The following is a 26,603-nucleotide window of genomic DNA, read 5'->3' on the forward strand; positions in this document are numbered from 1 at the left end:
TTGTTGTTTACTTTTAGATGCTAGTAGGTTAGATAAATAATTGCAATACTTACTACTGCTACTAGAACAGATGCAAATAATCCTGTATAAATCGGCGCCATTCCTAAGTGCCTAATTTTTTTAATATCTGCACTAAGCCCGACACTAACCATGGCCATTAGGATCATAAACTTAGAGATAACTGTAATGACTTCTACCGTACTAGCACTAAAAAAACCGACTGTATTAAGCAAAGACATTCCCAAAAATCCGAATAAAAACATAGGAAACACTTTGTGAAGTTTAATTTTTGAACCTTCATTTATATCTTTATTATTTTTGATACTTACCCATACACCAATAATTATTGCTAATGGAACTAAAAATAGTGTACGAGTTAATTTTACAACTGTTGCAACCTCCCCTGCCTCGTTACTATAAGCGAATGCTGCAGCTACAACAGAAGACGTATCATGAATAGCCGCTCCCGCCCACATTCCGAATATTTCATTCGGCATTCCGACTAGTGCTCCTATTAATGGATACGCGATTACTGCAATAACGTTAAAAATAAAAATCGTTGTAATGGCATAAGCTGTTTCTTCTTCCTTCGCTTTCATTATGGGTGATATAGTTGCAATAGCTGTGGCTCCACAAATAGCAGTCCCCACACCAATGAGTGGAGAAATATTTCCTGATAACCCAAGTCGCTTTCCTACAAAACTAGTTAATAAAATTCCTAAAATGACTGTAATTACAATTGGAATTAAAGAAGAACCTCCAATAATTAATACCTGATATAAATTAAGACTTGAACCTAACAAAACAATTGCATATTTTAAAACTTTTTTTAAAGAATATTGAATGCCCGCATCAAATATCACGGGTATCGTTAAAAAATTCCTCATAAGTACTCCTAGCAAAATAGCCATTACCGTTGATCCAATTAGTGGTAACTCCTTCCCAACAGTGTGTGCGATATAGGCTAAGACAAATACAAGGAGAATCCCAGATAAATACTTCCCAAATTTCAATTTTTTTAAAACCTCCACCTTACCTAACCTAGAAACCATTTTTATATGCTGTGATTGTATATCAGCCATTATAGCCTCCTGTACCTTTCCAATTAATTCTACCATCAGTATGGGCTTTTTATCCAGAAATGGATTAATAATCTTTTACTTTTCCTTTTGAAACTGGAGGGTCAGGTTTACTAGTATTAACTCGTTAGAAGTTAATTAACCCACGTTACCTGTCCCCCTGGTCAGAGTATTGCATTTTCTTTTTCGAGCAGGAATATACTTTATTATTTAAAAAGGAGGGAATTCATTGCCAAACGATTTGTTTATGAAAAAAGCAATTGATATGGCTTATGAAAATGTAAGAAACAATACAGGAGGCCCGTTTGGTGCTTTAGTAGTCAAAGATGGGGAAATTATTGGTGAAGGGAAAAATCAAGTAACAGAAACTAATGACCCCACAGCACATGCTGAAATCCAAGCCATTAGAGCTGCATGTGAGTATTTAAAGGATTTCCAATTAACTGGTTGTGAAATTTATACGAGTTGCGAGCCTTGTCCAATGTGTATAGGCGCTATTTATTGGGCAAGACCTAAAGCTGTGTATTTTGCATGTACCAAAGAAGATGCTGCATCAATCGGTTTTGATGACCATTTTATTTATGAGGAAATTGCATTACCTATAATAAAACGAAAAATTAAGATGGAACAATACATGGTAAATAACTATGACTTACCCTTTAAAGAATGGAAAGAATCGAAGTTTAAGAGAGAGTATTAATAAATCTTGAATGAATCCCACTTCTTACTGAAAAAAATATCTACGAACCTCTATTTATATACTGCGTTTATACCTCTATTTGAAAGACACAAATTTGGAAACAAACAGGAAAGCTTTAATGGCCCGCTTATTAAATGTCATCGCTCAATCATGGTCGTACGAAAGAGGAAAGTTCCAATAGCACTATTGAGATAATTGTGCATTAACCATTATTATTACTCCCAACAAACTTAAATCACCAATCGTTCGTTTTCTGGACAATTGGTGATTTGTTATTTTTTTTAGAGTATCTGTAGTTTTAATTATAGTAGAAACTAGACTCACACTGAGTGTTCTCTTTTAATCATTTTACAGAGCTATTTACTTATAAACTGGTATATTTGCTTCAATCTCATTCATCTTAAGAGTATACTTCATAAATTTTTTTGTAGCAGCAGTAAGAGATTTTCCTTTTTTGGTTGTCAAGCAGATTTCCCATGTAAAGTTTTCATCTTTAAATCTTACTACATTTACATTAGGAATCTGATTAGAAACCGACTCTACACTTACCCCCACCCCACAATTAGCGATACTTAGATTATGAACTAAAATTAGTTCCATTGTTGAAAGGTCTATATTAGGCTCAAAACCAGCTTTTCTACAACGACTAATAAAATTATGATAGGTCTTAAAGTTTTCGTTTACAATAATGATCTTTTCATTCTTGATTTCACCAAAATCAACAAAAGCCTTTTCTGATAAAGGATTCTTTTTATTAACCAATAAGCATACTTTTTCACTTTTAATTACTGAATAATCCATGTCTATACTATCTATTGGCGAAATAGTAAAACCAATATCTGCTTTTTCATTACGTATCGTTTCCTCACAATCATAATCGGGATATTCTTTTATATTTAATTGGATATTCGGATATTTATCGCGAAAAGTTGTTACGAAGTTAGTTGGAAGAGCATTTAGTACACCAAACGCAAATGCCACATTAATTATACTATTATTAGAACCTTTTAATTTATCCATTTCATCCATTAGTATATTAGACTCTTTTAGTATATTTTGTGATTTACTCCTTAGGCATTCGCCATACTCAGTTAATAGTATCCCTGCTTTTGTTCTGTAAAATAAAGGAACCTCCAATTCTTCTTCAAGTACTTTGATAGCCTTACTTAACCCCTGTTGCGTAATATAGAGATGTTGGGCTGCCTTCGAAAAACTTTTGCTTTCACATATTTGAAGGAAATACTTAATTTGTTTAATATCCAATCCTCTCACCACCTAATATAAATCTTGACTTCTATATTTCTTATAGTTGTTGATCTACAACTATTCTCTGTTTTTATACAAATTAGACTCTATATATAATAGAAAGTAAGAAATATTATAAAACATTATTTAATAGACACATGACTACAATTTACTTCACTACGTATTTGAATGGAGGGAACGAAATGATAACTTCAATGAAAGATGCATTTAGTGTAAAAGGGTTAAATGTCTTAATTACTGGTGGTAACCAAGGTATTGGCTTGGGTATTGCTGATGCCTTTTGTCAATGTGGCGCAAACGTCGCCATTATGGCTAGAAATGCTGAAAAAGGTGAAAAAGTGGCCACAGAACTCAACGAAAAATATAATACTAAAGTTGGATTCTACCAAGGTGATATTGTAAAAAAAGGTGACCCAGAAAGAGTGGTAGCCGAAATAATTAATGATTTCGGCAGAATTGATGTTCTTGTAAATAATGCCGGTATTGCAAGATTTTTTGAAGCTATGAATGCAGATGAAAATGATTTTCAAGATTGGCATGATGTAATAAACGTTGATTTAACCGGACCTTTTATCATGTCTGTTTTAGTTAGTAAACATATGAAAGAACAAGGTTGGGGCAGCATTATTAACATAACCTCAAATGCCGCGGAAATTGTAAATCTACCTCAAAAAATGGTTTCGTACAGTGCAGCAAAAGCTGGGGCTAATAGAATGACGAAAATGTTAGCACATGAATGGGCCCCATATAAGATTCGTATGAACGCTATTGCACCAGGATATACAGAAAGTGACCTTACTCCACCTATCGATGGCGATGAGTTACAAAATCTTATCAATTACTGGACAGAGCGTACACCAACAGGACGTTGGGGAAAACCAATTGAAATTGGCGCAATGGCTGTATATCTTGCATCCGAAGCTAGTGAACAAATAACCGGTGCAGTATTTACTATTGATGGCGGTTATTCCTTAGCAAACTAAGGATAAGTTGCCAGATCAATTAACTATGACGGTGTATTTGGAAAAGCAATGTCTGTGGTTAAAATTATTCCTCAACATCACAGACATTTTCTTTCCATTTACACCATACTTTCCAAACTGCAGAAAACCCATCGACTATCACTTTATTAGAAATACCGTTAAATCCCCATCAGTTTATCTACCACGATTTGCTTTGTTAATACCGTTACTTAAGCCTAAAACTGTCGGAATCAAAGACTGATTCTGACTGGAAACTCAAAATTTAGCCTATTCCTGTCAGAATCAAACTCTGATTCTGACTCAAACCCAAACTTAAACCAAATCCTGTCAGAATCTACCTCTGACTCTGACTCAAATCTCATACTCTAGCTTATTCCTGTCAGAATCCAACCATGATTCTGACTCAAAACCCAAACTTAAACCAAATCCTGTCAGAATCTACCCCTGACTCTGACTCAAATCTCATACTCTAGCTTATTCCTGTCAGAATCCATACATGATTCTGACTCAAAATCTCATACTCCAGCCTATTCCTGTCAGAATTTACCCATAATTCTGACTCAAATCTCAAACTTAAACCAAATCCTGTCAGAATCAACCCCTGATTCTGACTCAAATCTCAAACTTAAACCCAAACCTGTCAGAATCAACCTCTGATTCTGACTCAAACCCAAACTTAAACCAAATCCTGTCAGAATTCACCCCTGATTCTGACTCAAAACTGAAACTCTAGCCTATTCCTGTCAGATTTTACCCATAATTCTGACTCAAATCTCAAACTTAAACCAAATCCTGTCAGAATCAACCCCTGATTCTGACTCAAATCTCAAACTTAAACCCAAACCTGTCAGAATCAACCTCTGATTCTGACTCAAACCCAAACTTAAACCAAATCCTGTCAGAATCAACCCCTGATTCTGACTCAAATCTCAAACTTAAACCCAAACCTGTCAGAATCAACCTCTGATTCTGACTCAAACCCAAACTTAAACCAAATCCTGTCAGAATCAACCCCTGATTCTGACTCAAATCTCAAACTTAAACCCAAACCTGTCAGAATCAACCTCTGATTCTGACTCAAACCCAAACTTAAACCAAATCCTGTCAGAATCAACCCCTGATTCTGACTCAAATCTCAAACTTAAACCAAAACCTGTCAGAATCAACCTCTGATTCTGACTCAAACCCAAACTTAAACCAAATCCTGTCAGAATCAACCCCTGATTCTGACTCAAATCTCAAACTTAAACCCAAACCTGTCAGAATCAACCTCTGATTCTGACTCAAACCCAAACTTAAACCAAATCCTGTCAGAATTCACCCCTGATTCTGACTCAAAACTGAAACTCTAGCCTATTCCTGTCAGAATCCAACCATGATTCTGACTCAAATCTCAAACTTAAACCAAATCCTGTCAGAATCCAACCATGATTCTGACTCAAATCTCAAACTTAAACCAAATCCTGTCAGAATCCAACCATGATTCTGACTCAAATCTCAAACTTCAGCCCAATTCTGTCAGAATCCATTCCCGATTCTGACTCAAAACCCAAACTTAAACCAAATCCTGTCAGAATCAACCCCTGATTCTGACTCAAAACCCAAACTTAAACCAAATCCTGTCAGAATCAACCCCTTATTCTGACTCAAAACCCAAACTTAAACCAAATCCTGTCAGAATCAACCCCTTATTCTGACTCAAAACCCAAACTTAAACCAAATCCTGTCAGAATCAACCCCTGATTCTGACTCAAAACTGAAACTCAAGCCTATTCCTGTCAGAATCCAACCATGATTCTGACTCAAAACCCAAACTCAAAATTCAAACTTCAGCCCATTTCTGTCCTAGCAAAGTCCACAATCCCTGTTGTAAAGTGCCGATCTAGATCATTTTTATAAAGGTGCCCATATTTATGGAACACCATCATTTTGACCGAATGCTATCATTAATGTGCGGCTGCTAATACTTGTTTTTTACTACGAGAATAAAAATCCCAGCCAATTACAAATACTAATAGCGCGCCTAGAATGAACGTTTGATAGAATGAATGAACATTTAATAAGCCAAGTAGATTATCAAGTATTCCTAAAATAAACAGACCCATTAATGTTTTCGGAATACTACCTTCTCCCCCTGCTAAACTAGTACCTCCAATAACAACAGCCGAGATAACGGTTAATGCTGCATCACTTCCAACAAATGGAGACGCTGAATTTAACATGCCCGTTAATAAAATTCCTGCAAGTGTTGCAGCCACACTGGAAATTACAAATACACTAATTTTATAAAATCTTACTGAAATTCCGGTAAGTCTTGCTACCTGTTCATCTCCACCAACTGCGTATATATTGCGACCATATTTCGTTTTTCGTAAGATATAATCTGCTATTACTGAAAGAACAATTAGCATGACAATCAAATTCGGGATACTTAAGAATGTGCCTGCACTAATATAATTTAATATTGGATCTTGTGCACTTGCCGGACGTCCATCTGAAACCGATAAAGCAAGACCGTTATAAAAAAACATCGCACACAAGGTAACAACAAATGAATTTAATCCTAGGAAAGCTATTAAAAATCCTGTAATTAACCCAATAACTACACCTAATAGAAGTGTTAATATGATGGCTAGGATGGTCCCAGTATGAGGAATCAATTTAACCATGAAAATACCTGAAAACGCCATTACAGCACCAATTGAAAGGTCAAATTCTTTATTTAATACTACATAAGTCATAGCTAAAGCCATGATTCCAAAGATACTAAGCTGTGTAACTAAGTAAGTTAAATTTTGTACCTTCAAAAAATAAGGAGAACTTACTGAAGCGAAAATGACCATTCCTATTAAAATTACTAACACCTTTTGGCTATAAATAGTTTTTAAGATGGACATTTTCTCACCCCTTCCTCATTAGATTTGTCTCATTACGTCTATCAAGTAAAAGTGCAGCAACGATAATTAAGCCCTTTGCCATCATTTGGTCATAGTTGCTTAAGCCAATAAGGACAAACACATTATTAAGTACACCAATGATAAGTACTCCAACTAATGTACGAGTAATATTTCCTGCTCCGCCTGCCAAACTCGTACCGCCAATAGCAACAGCAGCGATAACATCTAACTCGAATCCCACACCTACTACCGGTGAACCATTCAAGGTTTGGGAGCTTTTAATTAAACCACCGATCGAAACTAGTACTGCTGCAATCATAAAAGTAATCGTTCGTATGCGATGAATAGGAATGCCCGACAAACGTGCGGCCTCGTGATTTGCACCTGTTAAGTAGATCGATCTTCCAAACGTTGTATACTTCAACACCACATGCAAAATAATAGAAAAGAAGATTAATATTACGATTGGTGCAGGTATACCTAAAAATGAACCATTACCAAACCATGCAAAGACAGCGTCTTGTTGAGGTTTTAGTGTAAAACCTCCGGTATACAATAGGGCAAGTGAAGCAAGGATCGTTCCAGTTCCAAATGTGATCATGATGGAAGCACCAAAATCACCCTTAATAAATTGAAGAATCGTACCATTTATGAGACCAACTACTAATGCAACAAGAATAACAGCAAAAAGTGCTCCAATTGTACCTAAATAAGGCTGCAATCCAACAATTAATACAGCACCTAACGACAACATCCCTGCTACAGATAGGTCAAAAAACCTTCCGATAACGACATATGTCATTCCTATGGCACCTAAACCAAGGACAGAAACTTGCGTAAGTATATTAAAAAGATTTCCTTTTGTAAAAAATACTGGTGATAAAATTGAACCAATAATCATTAGAATAAGTAGTGCCAAAATTGGACCTACATCCGCTAAATCCACTTTATTCCTCATTCGTTGGATCAACTTTTCATTCCTTTTTTCAGTAACCGCTCCTACTGTTTCCACTGTTTCAACCCCTTTCTTAAACTAGCGCTTGTTGAAGGATCTTTTCAGGACTTGCTTCAGATCCTGCCAATTCCCCTTTTACCTTGCCTTCATGAAGAACAACAATTCGATCACTTAAAGCAATAAGTTCAGGCCAATCAGATGAAATTAACAAAACGGATTTTCCATTCTTAATTAAATCTTGAATGACAGAGTAAATTTCTCTTCTTGCCCCAACATCCACACCTCTTGTTGGTTCATCGAGTATTAAAATATCAGCATCCGAAAATAAATACTTGGCTACCACTACCTTTTGCTGATTACCTCCACTTAAATTTAAAGCTAATTGATAAATGGATGGTGTCTTAATACTAAGCTTTTCTACTAACGCTTTAGAGGCCTCATTCTCCTTAAACCACCGTATGAATCCAAACTTATTTATCTTTTTCAATGCTGCCATTGTAAAATTCATATTTAATGGAAATTTTGTAATAAGCCCATGTTCTTTTCTATCTTCTGGAACAAGAGCTATTCCCAGTTCAATTGCCTTTTTTGGATTGGAAATTTTTATAGTATTACCTTTATAAACGATTTCTCCTTCATCAAACTTATCAGCGCCGAATATGCAACGAGCTATTTCTGTTCTACCCGCACCTACTAAACCAGCAATACCTAGAATTTCACCTTTCTTTAACTGAAAGCTTACATCTCGCAGTTTACCTTTTAGGCTTAGATTTTTGACAGACAATATTTCTTCACCAGGCTCCAGCGTTTCCATTGTTGGATATTCTTCATCTAGATCTCGGCCTACAATACCTTTAATAATCTCTTCTCTAGTTGTTTCTTTTACAATTCTAGTGTCCACAACTTTACCATCCCGCATAATCGTTAAGCGATTGCAAATGCGATCAATCTCTTCTAGGCGATGAGAGATGTAAATGACAGTTACCCCTTTTTCGGTTAATGTTTCAATCGTTTCAAATAATTGTTTTAATTCGGCTCCACTTAAAACAGCAGAAGGTTCATCCATAATAATTAAATCGGCATTAAAGGAAAGCGCTTTGGCAATCTCAACCTGCTGCATTTGAGCTACACTAAGGTCTCTTACAATCGTAGATGGATTGATATCTGTTCCGACCTGTTTTAAATAATACGTCGCTTTCTCATGGACTTCTTTCCAATCTACATTATATTTACTGCCGAAAAGCCTTCCCAAAAATATATTTTCAGCGACTGATAGCATTGGTACAAGGCTAAGTTCCTGGTGAATGATAACAATTCCTTTCTGTTGGGCATCTAGTGGAGAAGAAAACTTTACTTTTTCATCCTTAAAGTAAATCTCACCCTCATCTGGTTGAATAACCCCTGAAAGCACCTTCATTAATGTCGATTTCCCGGCGCCGTTCGCACCAAGTAAACCATGAACTTCCCCTTTACGAACCTCTAGTTCTATATTTTGCAGTGCCTTTACTCCTGGAAATGATTTACTGATCCCCTTCATTTGCAAAATACTCATTACGATCACCCACTCTTCTTTTTACTTGTAAAAGTATATAAAACAGAAGGGCTCCTTTAATAAAAGCCCTTCCTACAAAGTTTGCGGTTTCACCAAAACTAGGTTTTTATTAATAAGTTGGAGTAAAACTATCTAAGTTGTCTTTTGTAAGTTTTCCTACAGGAACATCGATAACTTTTTCTACCTGTTCTCCATTAATCGCTTTTTGAGCAACCTCCATTTGCATTTCCGCAGTCCAAACTAAGTCTTCTGTTACCGTGCCATACATTTCTCCTGCTTTGATTGCATCAACTGCCTCAAAAGTACCACCCAGCCCAATTACTGTAACTTGATCTAGCTTACCTTCTTGTTTTAAAGCTTGAATAGCACCCATTGCCATGTCATCATTGTGTACGAAAATACCATTAAGATCAGGATACTTCGTTAAGTAGTTTTGCATAATCGCTAAAGCATTCGAACGATCCCATTGTTGCGATACTTGTTTTTCTAAAATTTCCACATTTGTTCCTTCTAAAGCTTGTTCAAATCCTGCTGTGCGTTCTGTAACCGTAATTCCTGGATCACCTTCAATAATGGCTACCTTTCCACCCGCTTCTCCTAACGCCTCTTGCATTAATTCTGCAGCAAGATTACCAGCTTTAATATTATTTGGACCTACAAACGACGTAATATACTCGTCTGCAGAAGGTGAAACAGGCAGCGTTCCTATAATAACGTGAATGCCGGCATCTTTTAATTCTTTAACGCTTGGTACAATACCTTCTGGGTCGATTACGTTAACAAATACAGCGTCAACACCTTGAGTAATTAAGTTTCTAGCTTGTGTAGCTTGTGTTTGCGGATCGAATTGAGCATCCATATTAACAATTGTCCCATTTGATTCAGCGGCAACTTCTTCAATTCTATTTTTAATGACTTGTACTGGTGGTACAGAAGTTGCAGACCACAATGCACCAATTACAAAATCAGAGTCACTAGCTTCCCCTTTTTCAGCTGGAGCTGTATTGGCCGGGGCTGTATTCGGTGAACTTTCTTGTGGTCCAGCACACGCTGATAAAACGAAAGCTGTCAAAATTGCAATCATTAACAAATAAGTTTTTTTCACATTATTTCCCCCAATAATAGTAGTATCAAGATTTTTAGAATTTTAGAGACTTTATAACCTTTCCACACGATCCTACGTAAACGTTTTCAGTTTCTACTAGAGAACTATTTTTGTTCAGAACTTGTTCAATTTTTGTAAGTCACTCAACTAGCAACTTTAAATTACTAGCTGAGTGATCAAACTGTTTATCTCAAGAAAGCTCTTACTGTTTCAGCGATTCCTTCTGGTGCCATACCATAATAACGATAGACTTCATCTGGCTCACCAAGGACACAGAACTCGTCTGGAAGAGCAATTCTTTTAAATCTACAAGGTATATCAGACTCGGCAATTAGTTCAGCAACGGCTCCACCAAGACCACCATGAATGCTATGGTCTTCTACTGTAACAATACATCCTGTTTCAGCTGCAGCTTGAAGAACAGCTTCTTTGTCAAACGGTTTAATGGTATGCATATCAAGCACTCTCGCCTTGATCCCTTGCTTTTCTAGCTCTTCAGCAGCCTTTAATGACCAGTAGACACTACTACCTGTACCAATCAATGTTAAATCAGAGCCTTCTTTAATTTTGATTGCCTTGCCAATTTTAAATTCATAATTGTTATCAGCATATACATCCGGCTCTGCTCCACGAGCAATACGAATTATCATTGGGCCCGGATATGTCATGGATTCTCTCACAACCCTAGCACACTGATTGGCATCGGCAGGAGAAACAATCGTTAAGTTTGGTACTGCCCGGTAAAAGGCAAGGTCAGCGATAACATTATGTGTAGGACCTCCACCTGATGTAACACCAGCATGTGTCCCTATTAATCTAACAGGTACATCGTTATACGCAATATCAGCATGGATTTGATCTGCTGCTCTTAATGGTAGAAATGGTCCAAATACTTGTGCAAAAACAACTTTTCCTGACAAAGCTAATCCTGCAGATATTCCTACTTGATTCGCTTCAGCAATCCCTACATTAAAGCAACGATCAGGATAATCAGCCATAAACTTACCTACTGTAGAAGAAGGTGCTACGTTATCAGAGCAAGTAAATGCAAACTCTAATCCTTCTTCTGCCATTTTCCTTAATTCGGTACCATACACTTCTCGAGCAGATGATAAAATTTGGTCAAAATTTAATGTTACTCTTGTCGTCATTATTGTCTCACCTTCCTTGTGTTTTCAATTGACTCAATTGCTTCCTCTAACTTCTCTTTACTTAAAGATCCTGCATGCCAGCCAATCACATTTTCCATGAATGCTACACCAGCACCTTTGACTGTATTTGAAATAATAGCTATAGGCTTTCTTCTTATATAAGGATCAGATTCAGGAAGAGACTCTAATGCCTCGCAAACCTCTGCCATGTCATTACCATTTATTTCAACAACATCCCATCCAAAAGCTTTTAATTTCTCATCAAGCGGATCCACTGATACAGTATTTGCAGTAGTGCCCGACATTTGTAAATCGTTTTTATCCACGATCGCAACTAAATTCCCTAATTGGTATTGGCCTGCTGCCATAAATGCTTCCCAGTTTGTTCCTTCCTGAAGCTCACCATCGCCTAGAATACAGAAGGTTCTCCATTTTTCTCCAGACATTCTTGCACCTAGAGCAAGCCCTGTCGCAATTGGTAAGCCGTGACCTAAGGACCCAGTAGATGCTTCGATTGCTTCAATGTATTTACGGTTTGGATGCATACTAAATTTCCCAGTGGCAAGTGTGTTGAAATGCTCAACCATATAATCCATTGTGTACATACCTAAATCTGAATAGATTGTATATAATGTTTCACCACAATGTCCTTTACTTAAAATAAGTCTATCGCGATCAGGCATTTCGGGATTTGATGGATCATACTTCATATATTTATAGTATAGTGCGACAGCAACATCAACCATCGACAACTCACCACCTAAGTGACCGGCTGTTGCTATACGATAAATATAGGTACATAAATCCTTTCTAATATCAATCGCTTTGTCTTCAAGCTGTTTTACTAATTCGATATCAACATTTCCCATATATCATTAACCCCTTTTCATAGAATCTATTAGCTTTATTCATCACATTTAATTAATACTTTTGGATATTTCCCACTCATATGGATTTCAAATGCTTCAACGCCTTGTGAAAGCGGAAATACTTTTTGTGTAAAAGGCTTTAAATCTAGTTTTGGGAGCATTTGTACTGCTCTTGGAAAGGCGTAAGGTGCAACGAATATCCCCGAAATCGTCAACTCGTTAAAATAACATTTATCATACAAATTGAGTGGCATTTCGTAATTTTTCGGGAACATTGCAATATAAAGAACTGTACCTCCCCTAGAGGCAATATCACATGCAACAGTTGCAGCTCTTGGAGAGCCCGATGCTTCAATAACTACATCAAATCCGCGGCCGTCATTGATTTTTGCAGATTCTTCTTGAACATCCTGGTTAATCGGATCAATAACATAATCTGCTCCGAATTGCTTTGCTAGATTTCTTCTTTCTTCAATAGGTTCAATGAGCGTTAATGAGGTAGCACCAAAATGTTTAAACATTTGTAAGGTTAATAGTCCAATTGGTCCACCACCTGAAATAGCTACACGCTGTCCAACCTTCATATTTGCTTTATCCACAATTCGCACAGCAATCGAAACCGGCTCTAATAAACAAGCTTCTTCTAAAGAGACATCATCTGGTAGTTTCCAAACCTGTGACTCATGCCAAACAATTGTTTCGGCCATTCCTGGTCGATTATAATCATGGATATTTTCACAAAATTGTTCATTTCCATCTAAGCAGTAATAACATGTTCCACAAAACTTCAGGAAATTACCTGCAACGCGATCGCCAACTTTTAATCCTTTTTTCGTAGCTTTTGAGCCAAGTTCCACAATTGTTCCTGATACTTCATGACCCAGGCCAAATGGCGGCTCGAGATCAAAGATTCCTTCAACTAAATGTGGGTCTGAACCACAAATGGAGCAATAAGCTATCTTAATTCTTACATCTTCTTCTCCAAGTTCCTGTTCCGGGAAGTCTAAAACCTCTACTCGCCCCCTAGTTTCTTCATTTGAATCTTTTAAACTACCAATTTTAGTAACTGCAATCGTTTTCAATAGTAACACCCCATTTATTTATTAAATTGTTGATGCAAAACCTCCATCAACACTAATCGTAAATCCGTTAATATAATCCGATGCACTACTTGCTAGAAACAATGCTGTTCCCATCAAATCATACGGATCGCCCCATCGCCCTACTGGAATACGGTCATTTATCTTGTTGTAGTACTCTTTATTTTGACTAATTTCTTTATTAACCTCTGTCACGAGAAAACCTGGCGCAATTGCATTTGTCTGAATGTTGTATTGACCTGTTTCAGCTGCAAACACTCTAGTTAAACCAACTATGCCATGCTTACTTGTTGTATATGGCGGACATTTTTTATCGGCTGTGAAAGCTAAGGCTGAGGCAATATTAATAATCTTACCTGACCTTTTTTGAATCATTTCCTTTGCCACTCTATGGCTTAAGTAGTAGACCGCATTTAAGTTAATATCCATGATCTTTTCCCAAGCTGTATCTGGATATTCTCTAAATTCACCAAACTTACTTGCTCCTGCATTATTTACAAGAATGTCAATTCTTCCGTATTCCCTCATACATGTATCAACTATGTCTTGAATATAATCTTTATCTGTCAAATCACCTTGTAGAAACTTTACTTGCTGTCCAGTTTCTTCAATTAATTTTGTAATTTCTGAAACATCATCTGTTAGATGAGGTATAAATAAATCCGCTCCAGCCTTTGCAAATGCTACTGCGTATGCCATTCCTAGTCCCTGATTAGCACCCGTTACAATTGCAACTTTACCTTTTAATGAAAATAGATCTAATGAAAAATCACGTATGTTATTTTCCATACTTAACCTCCCCGTTTTCTTGGTTTTTTTCTACAAAGAAATAATGGTTGCTGCTGCTATTTTTCGCTACAAATGAATGCGTTTACATTGTATTGATAAACATTAACTTTTTGCATTCTTGACAACACTTCTTAATTACTTTTTGCATTACTGTAACTTGTTGTTAAATTTATTGTACTGAATTTTTATTTAATTCTGGTGTGCATTTTTTAGGAATAAGTGTCATTTTTTAAATTTTGGGATAATTTAAACTTTTATCACTATAGAAAAAATAATAAATCTATTGTAAAATAAATTTATTATTTGGAGGTGGTCCATATCAGTCTATCAATCATACTGTGCGCCGATGAGGAAATTTCATCAACCATTAATGAGTACGCTGCTATAAATAGTAAAGAATTTTCTATTTCTTACACCACTAGTTGCTATGAGAATTGCATTGATAAAGCAATTGAATTAAAAGCTGATATAATTATTTTTCAACTCACCCATCCCATTTGCAAAGTTCAAAATCTTTTTGTTGATTTAATGCACGCCAATATATCTCCAACCCTACTTGCATTTCATTTAAATCCTGAAAATGAAATCGCTTTCTCGGTTACTAGCATCCCAAATCAACATCTACTTAACCGTTTAAAACATTTCTTTCAGCTGTCTTTAATTGAAAAATATAATTGTAAGTTTAATACCATTGGCGGAGCAAAAGATTCAAATCTGATTATGAATACTAGGATTAAAACATTAGAAAAAGCAGAGTATCTTAAGGACATTTTGCGAGGAGCTACATATGATGAATTCCTATATTATAAGAAAAAAGCAAATCTTAATCTAAAATGCTCAGGATATTATTTGTATATTTGTAATTTAATGGATATTGAATATTCAGATCATGATCTTAATAAAAACATTTATTATTTTGTAGGAGAAGAATTTGTAAAGGAATGTCAGAATGTTTTGGATTCGTATCATGGAGGAGAAGCGTTTTATATTAATCCGCTTTTAATAGGGATTATCATTAACGCTGATCGTTCAAAGAGCGAAGCCACTCGACAGCAAGTTCTTTCAGAAATTACGAATAAACTTAATAAAGTATTGGACATGAAAACAGCTTTAAAGTTTAGAAGTAACTATATTAAAAATATTGAAGATATTAGAGATGGATATGAAGCGTTTTATCGACTACAAATTTATTATTTCTTTTGCCAAGATGCACCTTTAATTACTCAAGAGTACATCCACTCTGTAAAAAAGGAAATTGACTATAAGGTCATTGATGAAATTCTTAGAGAAATAAAAGAATTAATTCATCTTAATATCGCTGATCCTGCACTAATTGAATTAACGAGAAAACTATTTTTAGAATATGTAAAACCAAGTCTAAGCTATAATTTATTTTATTACTGTCAAACCTCCCTTTTAAGTGCACTGACAAGCAAATTTAATAGCTTATATAACAAAAATCTTGGCGATAGCTATTCCCCCCGAGAATTATTTTATATGTCGATCGAACAAATGTGTAATGATACTATCGAAAATATACTATTACTCAAAGGTAAACTTTCTAATAGCTCGATGGTCAAAAACTCCTTTGTTCTCCAAGCAATTGAATTTATTCATAATCATTATGCGGATGATATAACGGTTAACTTAATTGCTGAACGTTTAAATATTAGCAACTCCTATTTAAGTCAAATGTTTACAAAGGAAATGGGGATTAGTCCGATCAAATACCTTGTTGCCTATAGAATTCAAAAAGCAAAAGAGTTAATTTCATCTTCTGACGATTTGTTAGTAGCTGAGGTCGCTGCTAAGGTTGGCTTTTTTGAAGTTAAACATTTTTCTAAAACTTTTAAAAAGGTAACAGGCCTAACTCCTATGCAGTATAAAAAAATACATGGAAAAACAGAATTCGTCACAATAAAAGGAACGATTTAGTAATCGTTCCTTTTACTGTATATTAAAAATTAAAATTTGTACTAATTGGGCCAATTTAGCTCTTGCGCATTTCAATTACTTAGAAAGGAAATTGGCGATATTTTGTTTGAACTGATACCCATTTGGTTACAGTAAATTCTTCTACTACCCATGGATTACCAAAACGGCCTAAGCCACTAGCTTTGTTTCCTCCAAATGGAATGAATGGCGCATCATTTACTGTTTGATCATTAATATGCGTCATACCTGCATCAACTTGTAATGCAATCTCTTCTCCGCGTTCTAAATTACTTGTAAAGATGGCTGAGCTTAAACCATGCTCTGTATCATTGGCAATTTCAATCGCTTGCTCATCTGTTTCTGCTTTGATAATAGTTGCAATTGGTGCAAACAATTCACTTTGTGCAAGCTTGCTAGAATTATTAACATTCGTGAAGACATAAGGCGTCAATACATTTCCAATGCGTTGTCCCTCTAGTGCAACTGTTGCTCCCTCTGCTTTCGCTTCCTCAATAAAGTTTAGCGCTTTAACCATTTGTGTTTTGTTAACTAGTGGACCAATTACAGTTTTCGGATCGCTCGTATCTCCGTAAGGAAGTGCTTTTGCTCTTTCTACGAACTTCGCAACAAACTCATCATGTAAATCTTGATGAACAATGATACGATTAATGATCATACAAATTTGGCCTTGGTGGATGAACTTTCCAAAAATTGCTGCATCAACAGCGCGCTCAACATCCGCATCTGATAATACGATAAGTGGACTATTACCACCTAGCTCTAGAGCAACACGTTTTAAGTTACGTCCAGCAATTTCACCAATTTTACGTCCTACAGCTGTAGAACCAGTAAAACTGATTAATTTAGAGTTAGCATTCGTTAACATTTCATCGCCAATTTCTTCAATGTCTGTCATTATTACGTTAAGAACACCTTTTGGTAGCCCTGCATGTTCAAACGCTTTTGCAAGGATAATTCCGCCACTTAGACCAACTTGAATATCTGGTTTATGAACCACACTATTACCTAAAGCAAGGGCGGGTGCAATCGTACGCATTGATAGATTCATAGGAAAATTAAATGGTGAAATAGAAGCAACAACACCTAACGGAATACGATGAATATGATTTAGCTTTCCTTCTACATGACCTGGTACTTCTTTAAATGTATGGATTTCATCTGCATATTTAATAGATTCTTCAAGGAATTCAAGCGTTAAATGCAACTCAACATTCGCTTTTAAAATGGTGCCACCTGTTTCACGACTTATTATACTAACAATTTCATCACGATTTTCTTTTAAATAGTCAGCAGCTTTATGCAAAACATCACGACGTTCTTCTACTGTGCTCTTTCCCCATGCTTTTTGAGCTTCCTTTGCAACCTCAAAAGCTTGTGATAATTGCTCTTTCGTCGCTAAAGGGACTGTCATTATTAATGAGTCATCAAAAGGATTAGTAATATCATATGTTCGATTGCTCTCCCCTGCAGTCCATTCTCCATTAATAAAACTTTTGTTGATACTTTCAAAGTTTTGCCATTCATTCTTACTTTTGTTCATACTTTCTGTGTTTTGCAATTCAACCACCCTTTCAAAATAATATTGTATACGCTTACATACGTTATAGAACTAAACATACTTTTACGTAAGTATATGGATATTTCTATACGTTTTTTGTATATTTTGATTATACTGAAAATTAATTCAGGCTAGGTGTGTTTTTTTTAGGAATAGGTGTCTGTTTTTATATTAGATGGATAACTGACGGACTAAATTATACAGATCTGCTGTCTGTTTATGAACTTTTGTGAGAATAGCATCAAACGAATAATATACCAATTCATTTTTTTCTATTCCCACTGCTAAACCGGATTTATCTTCCTTTAATAATTCTACTGCATAAGCTCCAAGTCTACTGGCTAGAACTCTATCAAATGCAGTGGGATTTCCCCCTCTTTGAATATGACCGAGTGTGGTGACACGGGTATCTAAATCTGCTAGGCTATTAATTCGTTCACCTATTTCTGCAGCGCTGCCCACTCCTTCTGCAACAATAATAATACTATGATGTTTCCCTCGTTTCATCCCATAATCAAGTCTTTCAATAATTTCTTCTATACGAATTGGACTCTCTGGAATTAATATGGACTCTGCTCCACCTGCTAATCCACTCCACAATGCTAAATCCCCTGCCTCACGTCCCATCACTTCAATAAGAAAGGTCTTTTCGTGTGACATCGCAGTATCTCGAATTTTATCAATGGCATCAATAATTGTATTTAGTGCAGTATCAAACCCAATCGTAAAATCAGTACCACCAATATCATTATCAATTGTTCCAGGTACGCCTATTGTAGCAATTCCATATTCATTCAGCGCTTTAGCTCCTCGATAAGATCCGTCGCCACCAATTACAACTACACCTTCAATCCCGTGCTTATATAAATTTTCAACTGCTCGCTTTTGCCCCTCCACTGTTTTAAACATTTCACTTCTTGAGCTATGCAAAATCGTCCCACCACGATGGATGATATCCCCCACTGATCCTAAATTGAATAACTCAATTTCACCATCAATCAGACCAGAATAACCGCGATAAATTCCACAAACTTCAATACTATGAAATAAAGCTTTTCTGACTACTGCTCTTATCGCAGCATTCATTCCTGGAGCATCACCGCCACTTGTTAACACAGCAATTTTTTTCATACATCCTTCACCTCACAACATAAAAAGATTTAAATATTGTGATTATATTTTAAATGATTAACTTGAACAATGAGCTAACTTGCTAAATAGGTGTGTTTTTTTTATAAAACTCTAGATCATTTAACGGCATCCTTTTCTCTTCACCTCTTTAAAAGTCATTTAATTTTCATTGATATCTAAATCATTATTGGACACAATAAGGTGAAAGATTATAGTAGGACTTATGTAACGGATATTTTTATGGTTTCTCATTAAATTCTAATCTTTTTTTCATGTTCTTTTTAAGTTTTTTTCTTATGATGATTAAAAAGAAGGAGAAACCTATGAAGTTTTTTGAACATTATTTTGTGCAATCATTCTCACACTTGCTTAATTTTTTTGCTGCCTTTTTCCACGATAATTACGGAATGAGTATTATAGTTCTAACGATCCTGATACGTTGTGTATTGTTGCCTATTACAATTAATCAACAAAAAACACAACTTCAAATGAAAAAGATGCAGCCACAATTACAGGAAATTAAAACAAAACATTCTTCCAAAGATCCACAAGAGCAATTGCTACTTCAACAAGAGCTTATGCAACTATATAAACAAAATAATTTTAACCCTTTAAACTCAGGCTGCTTACCATTATTGGTTCAAATGCCTATCCTAATGGGCTTTTTTTATGCAATTAGAGGAACTGAAGAAATAGCAACACATAGCTTTTTGTGGTTTCAATTAGGCACACCCGATCCACTTTTTATTCTGCCATTCTTAGCAGCATTTACAACATTCATTCAAACTAAAGCATTGAGACGTGGAGAAGATTCAAATCCTACAAATATTAAAACCTTGATGTATGTGATGCCAATTATGATTCTATTCTTTGCATTAAAAGCACCTGCTGCACTAGTGTTATATTGGATAACCGGAAATCTATTTTACTTCCTTCAATTATATATATTTTCTATAGGTCCTTTTCGAAAAGCATTATCACTTAAAAATGAGGAGAACGCATGAACATACTAATCATAGAAGATGAAAAAAATATGGCTCGGTTTATTGAGCTAGAATTAAATTACGAAGGCTATACAAGCCAAACTGCTTATGATGGTAGAGTTGGCCTAGATCTGGCTTTAAATGAAGACTTTGATGTCATTTTATTAGACCTCATGTTGCCTTCACTAAATGGAATGGAAGTTTGTAGAAGAATACGCGCCTCAAAGACAACACCCATAATTATGCTTACTGCGCGTGATAGTGTATTAGATCGTGTTTCGGGTCTTGATGCTGGAGCTGACGATTACATTTCTAAACCTTTTGCAATTGAGGAATTATTAGCTAGAATTCGTGCTGTTATAAGACGGAAACAACAAGATTCGCATCAACACAAAGTCCTATCTTTTAAAGATATCGAAATTGATATAGATGCACGTATTGTTAAACGCGGAAAGCAAATCATCGAATTGACAAAACGTGAGTATGATTTACTGCTTGTTTTCATGCAAAATATTAACCGAGTTCTAACAAGAGAAATCTTGTTAGAAACAGTTTGGGGCTATGATGCTGCGGCTGAAACAAATGTTGTCGATGTTTATATTCGCTATTTACGAAGTAAAATCGACTATAAAGATGAAGAAAGTATCATCCAAACGGTTAGAGGCACTGGCTATGTGATGCGGTCATGAAAACATACCTTTCTCGCTTTCCAATTAAGTGGAAAATCACGATTTGGACGTCAGTAGTATTATTTTTACTATTTTCATTTTTTGCAATCTTTCAGTACTTTTTCTTGAAAAATTGGATGTTAAATCATGAAAAGACATTAATTATTGAAAAAATGCGTGAGGTACAAGCTTACGTATTAGCTCATGACGAATTAAGTAAAGAAACCATTATCCAAAGTAAACAGCTATTAGAAAATGTTAATGAAAAAAATGAACTTATAAAAATTGTAGACCAAAACGATAACACCATTCTCACTATTACAGATGATCCATTTTTAGAACGATTGTCATATATACCTAAATTGAATGAAGTAACATTTATAAAAAACAAGACCGATCATTATATTATCTATACCGAAGATATTAACCACCATGATTTTCACGGGTCTGTTGAAATTATTAGGAATTTAGAAAGCTATACTCGTTTATTCCATCATCTATCGATCATGATGGTGCTTGCAGTTCTTGGTGCCATCTTGCTAAGTAGTATCGGTGGAATAATCATAGCCAATCAAATTTTGAAGCCCATTAAAGTTTTAAGTGCAATCATGCAAAAAATTAAAGCTAAAGGATTAAAACAACGAGTTCCAGAATTTCATACAAAAGATGAAATAACTGAATTAACTAGAATTTTTAATCAGATGATGGATGATTTAGAAAACTCTTTTAATAAACAGAAACAATTTGTTGAAGATGCTTCACATGAACTGCGTACTCCCATTTCAATTTTAGAAGGTCACTTGTCAATGCTTCAAAGATGGGGAAAGAAAGATGCCCAAATTTTAGATGAATCGTTAAAATCATCCCTCTATGAAGTAAAACGTCTAAAAGACTTAGTTTTAAATTTATTGGATTTGACAAGAGTTGAATCCACTCAAATAAAAAAAGAAACCTTTAACCCAAACTTTATTATTGACCATGTTATTCATAGCTTTATAACGCTTTATCCTGATTTTAAATTTATTATGGATTATAAAAAAACAAATGTAGAGTTTCACGGAGTACAACAACATTTTGAACAATTATTGATCATCATCTTGGACAACGCTATAAAGTACTCGCAAAGTAATAAAAGGATACTCGTAGATTCTGAAGTTAAAAATCAAAAATTATTTCTATATGTGCGTGATCATGGTGAGGGTATTCCAAAGGAAGAGTTGCCATTTGTTTTTGACCGGTTTTATCGAGTGGATAAAGCGAGAAGTCGTGCCAAAGGTGGGAATGGTCTAGGTCTATCAATAGCTAAAAAAATCGTTGAAAACTTTGACGGAACAATCACGATTGAGAGTGAGTTAAACAAAGGAACAACAGTCATTCTTGGTTTTCCAATTCATATGAAATAAGTAACAAAGATTGAAAGGAAGTTTATATTGAACAAAGAAATTATTAAATTTATTAGAAATAAATACAACATGACCCAACGAGAATTTGCAAAAACAGTGCAATGCAGCTTTGCACTAATTGCTTTAATTGAGGTGGGAAAACGAAGAGTAAAGATAATTTAGAAACGAAAATTAAAGATGCGTTTAATCTCAATGATGAACAGCTAACTTCGATAGCCATAATGGTAGATCAATTACGCCAAGGGATGCCCCCATTAAATTAAGTACAGAATAGAGGTATGACTATTCATACCTCTGATATTTTCTGAAAATAACAGATTCACTTTCCAATGACTTCCCCCTTACCATTAATTCCAAAATTAAATTTTCAATATTAATTTCTAATCTAATTCTAATCTTCTTTTAAATAGTTTTTCATATTAATAATGTTTAATAAATATATAAGATTTTTATCTTAACTCATTTTAATGCTTGTCTATAATTATTATTTCTGAATACAGTTCCGAACTTATAATTGTAGGCCTTATAATGCCAAGGAGGGAATGGAATTGATGCTTTTTCGTTTTATTGCCATAGGCTTTTTCTCATTAACTGCATTATCACTATTCAGTTTTCAATCAATAGAAATCTTCCAATCTTTAATGGACAGTTATTTTAGTCATAAATCTTAACTTATTATCTATGTAAGTCACCGGATTTACATCTAAATATCCTTAGATCATTACTCTAGGCACGTATTCAGAGTTTTATAAAACTCTGAATACGTGCCTACTATTTTCTATTTCGTTCCTCTTCCTAATTTCGACCGATAAAATGATTTGCTCTAAATTTTTGTATATTACTTTTCCCTTTGATACAATAAGTTCAATTATTACTACTATTTGGAGGATCTACTATGAATAAAGTATTATTATTTACCTGTGTGTTTTTCCTTGCATTTGTACATAATTCTTTTGCACACACTGGATTAGAAAGCTCTTCACCTCAAAATGGTGAAGTCATTAAAGAGAAATTGAATCAGATTGCTTTAACTTTTGAAACAAAGATTGAACAAGGCAGTACATTTGAACTTATTAATTCAGTTGGAAATACTTTTGATGTAGAAGAGATCGTGATCAATGAGAATACAATGGTAGGACAACTAGCCAACCCGTTAGAGAATGGACAATACCATGTAAATTGGGACATTATTGGTGCTGACGGTCACCCGATTGAAGGAGAATTTTCTTTTGCTGTTCAGTTACCTATTACTGAAACAAATGCAGATGAGCAGGTTAATCCTGAAGAAGAAACACAGACCCCTGCAAATGATGAAGAAACTCAAAAAGATATAGTAAAAGACCCTGAGAAGGAAACTCAAGAAGATACAGTAAATGAGGAAACAGAGTCAGAAACGGAGAGTACTGAAAAGCCATCAAATATCATTCCAATTTTAATCGGTTTATTAATTATTCTTGTTGTAGGCAGCTTTATCATTATTTTAAAAAGGAAGAAATAGCAGATGCTTTTCATTGGATTCATTAGTCAGGCTTTGTTATACCTTTGCTTTTCAATAACTTTGGGTAGTTTTATTTTATACCTTGTACCGAACACACATCGACCAGATTTTAATATACCAAAGGGTACTATATTGGCATCTATAGTTGGGATAGCTATTTTTTCATTTTTTCCCGTTTTACAATTAGTTTTATACTTATCTCCAAACATTGGATTTATACAAACATTGACATCTATCCTTCTAACATTTGAAGTCGGAAAAGCATGGCTATTTACTTTTATACCATCGATCATTTTATTCCTGTTTGTCATTTGGTTTGATTATCGCAATAAACCTTTAAATGCTTGGATTGGAATTTTTCTTACATTCATATTAATTCTTGCATTGGGTTGGTCAAGTCATGCCACCGCCTATAAACAGCTATGGGGTTTCTTCAATCACACTACACATTTTACTGCTGTTAGTGTTTGGATCGGGATACTATTTGTCATTAGTTGGTTTTCATTTAATCACACGAATTGGTTGAATTTTTTAAAATGGTACACCCCTGTTGCAGTAATTTGCCTTGTCTGCACTATTGTAACAGGGCTTATTATCATGACTTTCGTAGTTGATTTGAAAGAGTACCCTACTTCTTGGATGATTCCGTATGGACAAGCATTATTAATTAAACATATCTTGATTATCCCTTTACTTACCTATGCAATGATAAACGGTTTTCTTATTAAAAAGAAATTAATGAATGATGTACAATATAATCCAATACCTTGGGCAAGAACCGAAAGTATGATCATCTTGCTTATTTTTTCAGTAACATCGGTATTAGGACAACAATCACCGCCCCACGAAATGAACGTATCAAGCGAAGAGGTTTCTAGAATATTTTTGTTGTTATATCAAGGTCAGTTTCAGCCAGAAACGACTGTTCAACTTGAACCCAACCCAACTAGCCTTTCTCTATGCGTTTTAGCAGCTCTTTCCTGCGCTATGATTGTGATGTCTTATATCAAAAAAATGCCAGCCATAGTCTCATTCTTGACGAGTATTCTACTAGTGGTTTGTGTTTACCTATCATTAATCCTCAGCATTCATTTAATCTAGTACCAGGGGGACAGGTCCACTGACCCTACCCCCCTGGAGTAAAAATTCTGTAAAGCGGTGCCTAAAGGGAAGCGCCATGCCCGTTACGTTAATGTTTTTCTCATACTATCTCCCACTACAACTCCATTCAGTATTTCACTTTTATAACTGAGCTTTTTTAAATTTGTTCTTTACTATCGGCCCTTTTCAAGAGTTTTACAGTTGATAAAAAATGTAAACCTCATAAGGGATAAGTAATCTGGAGCGTTTATATAATTCTTAACTGACTACGGGACCTGTCCCTGTGGTCTCTTTAGGAGATTGTAATCTTTCAACATAAAAATTGTGTTTTGAAAGATACTAAAAATGTAGGATTGGATTAACTTCAGGATGTGAAGAATATTGTTTTCATTTAGAAAGAGTCAAGAATCGATGAACGAAAATTTAGAATCACCCTTGGACAAAAACATGGAAACCAATGTTGACCAGGTGAAAGATATATTCTCCTACGGTATGAATACAGACTTTTCAATGCGGGAGTTTACAAGTAATCAGAAACATGTTTTGTTTTTTTACTCATCCACAGTGGATACTGTAAAAATAGAAAACAACATCATAAAACCACTCTTGTTTGCACAATACAAAAACGATGTACACTCCATCGTAACGATTGAAAAGATAGAAGAGGCATATGATTTCGAGGATATTGCAGAGGGCTTGATTAATGGTAAAGCCATTTTGTTTAGAGAAGGAGATGAAAAAAAGGCATATGTCCTTGATGTTTCCAACTTTAAACATCGTAATATTGAGCAATCCCAAAATGAGAATCTTGTTAAAGGCCCAAAAGAGGCATTCACAGAATCTCTAAATACTAACCTATCTCTAATAAGAAAGAGGATCCATGACAACGATTTAATAGCGGAAAAAGTAAGTGTTGGTAAGCGTTCTAAATCAAATGTTACAGTTATGTATATAAAAGACCTTGCGAATGGTGAAGTGTTGGGCCAAGTAAAAAGTCGAATAAAACGGATTAACACAGATAGTGTACGAAATATAGAAATACTTGAACAATACATAGAAGATAAACCTTTTTCTATCTTACCTACCTTGCTTTATACAGAAAGACCTGATAGAGCTGCTTCCTATTTAGAAGATGGCTATATTGTTCTACTCATGGAAAATTCGTCAGCTTGCTTAATATTGCCTGTTACGTTCTGGTCCTTTTTTCATTCACCAGAGGACCGCTATTTACGTTTTATGTTTGGAAACTTTGCCAGGTTGATTCGATTTACAGCGATGTTCATTACAATGTTTATTTCATCCATCTATATAACTTTAACGAATTTTCATAGCGAGATGATACCACCAGATCTATTGTTGGCAATTGCTAGTTCCAGAGAAAAGGTTCCCTTCCCTGTCGCCTTTGAAGTGTTAATTATGGAGTTTGCTTTTGAATTAATAAGAGAAGCTGGGCTCCGAATACCTTCTCCATTAGGTCCTACAATTGGAATAGTCGGTGCATTAATTTTAGGGCAGGCAGCAGTTGAGGCAAATATAATTAGTCCAATTATTGTGATTGTTGCAGCTTTATCCGGTCTTTCATCGTTTGCCATTCCAGATATTAGCTTTAACTATTCAGTTCGTATCACACGCTTCCTGTTCATCTTTTCTTCTATGCTTTTTGGCATTTTTAGTTTGACAGGTTGTTTTTTATTATGGGTTATGTATTTAATTTCTGTTAAGTCGTTTGGTGTACCCTATCTATCACCCTTAACTCCACATTTTAAATCATCAAACGATACCTTACTTCGAAAGTTAATTGGCAATGAACTTTGGAGACCTGGGAATATCAGACCAAAGGACATGAGGAAGCAATAAAG

The 26,603-nt window shown here is 35.2% G+C and carries 22 protein-coding genes; 10 read left to right on the forward strand and 12 right to left on the reverse strand.

Features of this window, described 5'->3' with window-relative positions:
- Positions 1-20: 20 nt before the first annotated feature.
- Positions 21-1,082 (reverse strand): YeiH family protein, encoded by a 1,062-nt coding sequence (locus C1724_RS07935; protein ID WP_180994172.1) that lies wholly within the window; start codon positions 1,080-1,082, stop codon positions 21-23.
- Positions 1,083-1,308: 226 nt separating this feature from the next.
- On the opposite strand from C1724_RS07935, the gene C1724_RS07940 reads away from it, so the two are divergent.
- The gene (locus tag C1724_RS07940) at positions 1,309-1,779 is read left to right on the forward strand and encodes a nucleoside deaminase (protein WP_102346146.1); all 471 of its coding nucleotides are present in this window, start codon (positions 1,309-1,311) and stop codon (positions 1,777-1,779) included.
- A gap of 360 nt (positions 1,780-2,139) precedes the next feature.
- Here C1724_RS07940 and C1724_RS07945 read toward each other — a convergent pair whose 3' ends face one another.
- A complete protein-coding gene (locus tag C1724_RS07945) occupies positions 2,140-3,042 on the reverse strand; it encodes a LysR family transcriptional regulator (protein WP_102346147.1) in 903 nt (300 codons plus the stop codon).
- Between the two features lie 185 nt (positions 3,043-3,227).
- On the opposite strand from C1724_RS07945, the gene C1724_RS07950 reads away from it, so the two are divergent.
- Positions 3,228-4,028, forward strand: a complete 801-nt coding sequence (locus C1724_RS07950; RefSeq protein WP_180994173.1) for an SDR family NAD(P)-dependent oxidoreductase — start codon at positions 3,228-3,230, stop codon at positions 4,026-4,028.
- Positions 4,029-5,974: 1,946 nt separating this feature from the next.
- Here the strand turns inward: C1724_RS07950 and C1724_RS07960 are convergent.
- The 8 genes from C1724_RS07960 to C1724_RS07995 form a co-directional block, all read right to left on the reverse strand.
- Entirely contained in the window at positions 5,975-6,925 is a 951-nt protein-coding gene (locus C1724_RS07960; RefSeq protein ID WP_102346150.1) for an ABC transporter permease, read from the reverse strand.
- Between the two features lie 4 nt (positions 6,926-6,929).
- Complete coding sequence (locus C1724_RS07965; protein ID WP_102346151.1) at positions 6,930-7,937, reverse strand: ABC transporter permease; 1,008 nt, start codon at positions 7,935-7,937, stop codon at positions 6,930-6,932.
- Positions 7,938-7,953: 16 nt separating this feature from the next.
- A complete protein-coding gene (locus C1724_RS07970) occupies positions 7,954-9,432 on the reverse strand; it encodes a sugar ABC transporter ATP-binding protein (RefSeq protein ID WP_102346152.1) in 1,479 nt (492 codons plus the stop codon).
- Positions 9,433-9,541: 109 nt separating this feature from the next.
- Positions 9,542-10,537, reverse strand: a complete 996-nt coding sequence (locus C1724_RS07975) for a sugar ABC transporter substrate-binding protein (RefSeq protein WP_102346153.1) — start codon at positions 10,535-10,537, stop codon at positions 9,542-9,544.
- Between the two features lie 185 nt (positions 10,538-10,722).
- Positions 10,723-11,688 (reverse strand): transketolase family protein, encoded by a 966-nt coding sequence (locus tag C1724_RS07980; protein WP_102346154.1) that lies wholly within the window; start codon positions 11,686-11,688, stop codon positions 10,723-10,725.
- A complete protein-coding gene (locus tag C1724_RS07985; RefSeq protein WP_102346155.1) occupies positions 11,688-12,557 on the reverse strand; it encodes a transketolase in 870 nt (289 codons plus the stop codon). The genes C1724_RS07980 and C1724_RS07985 overlap by 1 nt, the downstream gene beginning before the upstream one ends.
- A gap of 35 nt (positions 12,558-12,592) precedes the next feature.
- The gene (locus tag C1724_RS07990) at positions 12,593-13,639 is read right to left on the reverse strand and encodes a zinc-dependent alcohol dehydrogenase (protein WP_102346156.1); all 1,047 of its coding nucleotides are present in this window, start codon (positions 13,637-13,639) and stop codon (positions 12,593-12,595) included.
- Positions 13,640-13,660: 21 nt separating this feature from the next.
- Positions 13,661-14,446 carry an SDR family oxidoreductase gene (locus tag C1724_RS07995; protein ID WP_102346157.1) on the reverse strand — a complete coding sequence of 262 codons (786 nt, stop codon included), beginning with the start codon at positions 14,444-14,446 and terminating at the stop codon, positions 13,661-13,663.
- A gap of 309 nt (positions 14,447-14,755) precedes the next feature.
- Between C1724_RS07995 and C1724_RS08000 the strand changes: the two genes are divergently transcribed.
- Positions 14,756-16,381, forward strand: a complete 1,626-nt coding sequence (locus C1724_RS08000; protein WP_258000370.1) for a helix-turn-helix transcriptional regulator — start codon at positions 14,756-14,758, stop codon at positions 16,379-16,381.
- A gap of 79 nt (positions 16,382-16,460) precedes the next feature.
- Here the strand turns inward: C1724_RS08000 and C1724_RS08005 are convergent, their stop codons facing one another.
- Together C1724_RS08005 and pfkA are read right to left on the reverse strand one after the other, a co-directional pair.
- Positions 16,461-17,942: an aldehyde dehydrogenase family protein gene (locus tag C1724_RS08005; protein ID WP_102346774.1), complete on the reverse strand. Its 1,482-nt coding sequence runs from the start codon at positions 17,940-17,942 to the stop codon at positions 16,461-16,463.
- Positions 17,943-18,131: 189 nt separating this feature from the next.
- Positions 18,132-19,091 (reverse strand): 6-phosphofructokinase, encoded by a 960-nt coding sequence (pfkA, locus tag C1724_RS08010; RefSeq protein WP_102346159.1) that lies wholly within the window; start codon positions 19,089-19,091, stop codon positions 18,132-18,134.
- Between the two features lie 323 nt (positions 19,092-19,414).
- Between pfkA and yidC the strand changes: the two genes are divergently transcribed.
- The 7 genes from yidC to C1724_RS08045 all read left to right on the forward strand — a co-directional run bounded on the left by yidC (position 19,415) and on the right by C1724_RS08045 (position 26,601).
- Positions 19,415-20,095, forward strand: a complete 681-nt coding sequence (gene yidC / locus C1724_RS08015) for a membrane protein insertase YidC (protein ID WP_180994174.1) — start codon at positions 19,415-19,417, stop codon at positions 20,093-20,095.
- Positions 20,092-20,763, forward strand: a complete 672-nt coding sequence (locus C1724_RS08020; RefSeq protein WP_102346161.1) for a response regulator transcription factor — start codon at positions 20,092-20,094, stop codon at positions 20,761-20,763. The genes yidC and C1724_RS08020 overlap by 4 nt, the downstream gene beginning before the upstream one ends.
- The gene (locus C1724_RS08025; RefSeq protein WP_102346162.1) at positions 20,760-22,145 is read left to right on the forward strand and encodes a HAMP domain-containing sensor histidine kinase; all 1,386 of its coding nucleotides are present in this window, start codon (positions 20,760-20,762) and stop codon (positions 22,143-22,145) included. The genes C1724_RS08020 and C1724_RS08025 overlap by 4 nt, the downstream gene beginning before the upstream one ends.
- A gap of 69 nt (positions 22,146-22,214) precedes the next feature.
- Positions 22,215-22,307, forward strand: a complete 93-nt coding sequence (locus C1724_RS26365) for a hypothetical protein (RefSeq protein WP_374703446.1) — start codon at positions 22,215-22,217, stop codon at positions 22,305-22,307.
- Positions 22,308-23,040: 733 nt separating this feature from the next.
- Positions 23,041-23,643, forward strand: coding sequence for a copper resistance CopC family protein (locus C1724_RS08035; protein ID WP_102346163.1), 603 nt, complete (start codon positions 23,041-23,043; stop codon positions 23,641-23,643).
- A 132-nt stretch (positions 23,644-23,775) separates the two neighbouring features.
- Positions 23,776-24,744 carry a copper resistance D family protein gene (locus tag C1724_RS08040; protein WP_258000308.1) on the forward strand — a complete coding sequence of 323 codons (969 nt, stop codon included), beginning with the start codon at positions 23,776-23,778 and terminating at the stop codon, positions 24,742-24,744.
- Between the two features lie 411 nt (positions 24,745-25,155).
- A complete protein-coding gene (locus C1724_RS08045) occupies positions 25,156-26,601 on the forward strand; it encodes a spore germination protein (RefSeq protein WP_102346775.1) in 1,446 nt (481 codons plus the stop codon).
- Positions 26,602-26,603 lie beyond the last annotated feature (2 nt).

The organism is Bacillus sp. Marseille-P3661, from assembly GCF_900240995.1.
In the GTDB taxonomy this organism is placed as follows: Bacteria; Bacillota; Bacilli; order Bacillales; family Bacillaceae_J; genus OESV01.